At 74.4% G+C, this 1236-nt stretch carries 1 protein-coding gene; it reads right to left on the reverse strand.

Going from position 1 to position 1236, the window contains the following annotated elements; all coding sequences use genetic code 11:
- The coding region (locus G3I40_RS15265) for an ATP-binding protein (RefSeq protein WP_164302713.1) at window positions 1-1236 on the reverse strand (1236 nt) is incomplete at both ends.

The raw sequence follows: 1236 nt of genomic DNA on the forward strand, positions 1-1236 counted from the left end.
CGTGCGTCTCCGCGGGAGCGGGGCGCGGCGCCGGCACGCCGGGCGCGACGTCGCGCTGCTGGGCGAGGAGCTGCGGAGGGAGCAGCACCACGACGCCGGTGCCGCCGCGCGAGGACGGACGGAAGTTCACGTCGATGCGGTACTTCGCGGCGAGCCGGCCGACGACGGCGAGCCCGAGGCGGGTGCCCTGCAGCGACGCCAGGTCGGTGACCTGCCCCGACACCGCTTCCTCGGCCCGGCGCATGGCCGCGTCGGCCATCTTCAGACCGCTGTCCTCGATCGTCACGACGAGCCCGGCGGACCGCTCCTCCACGTAGACGTGGACCTCGTCGATGGGCGGCGAGAAGTTCGCCGCGTTGTCCATCAGCTCGGCCAGCAGGTGCATCACGCCCTCGGCCGCGAACCCGGCGAGGGCCGCGTCGGTCGCGCAGTGCAGGCGCACCCGCTGGTAGGCGGCGATCCGGCCGACGGCGCCGCGCAGCACGCTCTCCATCACGATCGGCTTGTTCCAGGCGCGGCTGGAGCGGCCGCCCATGAGTAGTGCCAACCGGTCGGTCATCAAGCCGAGTTGGGAGGTGGAGTGGTCCAGGCGCAGCAGGTCGCCGAAGACCTCCTCGCCGTGCCGCTCCTGCATGCCGCGCAGGTCGGCCAGCATGCTCACGGACTTCGCCTGGACCCGGCTGAGCGCCTTGGCGGAGGCGGCCTGGGCGGCGGCCGCGCGGCGCTCGCTCCGGGCGAGTTCGCGCAGGAATGCCTCGGCCGGAACCCTCAACAGGGGGTTGTCCGGCCAGACCAGTTCGGCGAGCACTGTGTCGGCCGAAGCGCCCTCGTGCAGCCGGGCCACGGCGGCGGGGAACGTCTTGGTGCGAAGCCGCTCCAACTCCTCGGCCGCGCGCTCCAGTTCACCCTGGATGCCGTCGCGCTCCGCCCGGGTGAGGGCGGCGTCCCGCACGGAGGACTCGACGGCCGCGGTGAACTCCTCCAGGATGCGGCGCAGTTGGGGGTCGGAGGGGGCCGGGACCGGGCTCACGGACGCGGTCTCCCGCAGCTGCTGCATGACGGAGGGCAGCGTGACGTTCACCAGCTGTGCCGCCTCGGCCGCCTGCAGCGCCGACCGGCCCTGGGCCTGGGCGAGTTCCCGGGCGCTGCGGGCGCCGTCCCGGCGGGCCCGGTCGAGCAGCACGCTTGCCGTCACGACCACGAGGGCCAGGCACCCCCACGCGGTCGCGGCCGTCA

It is taken from the genome of Streptomyces sp. SID14478, assembly GCF_010548525.1.
Taxonomy (GTDB): domain Bacteria; phylum Actinomycetota; class Actinomycetes; order Streptomycetales; family Streptomycetaceae; genus Streptomyces.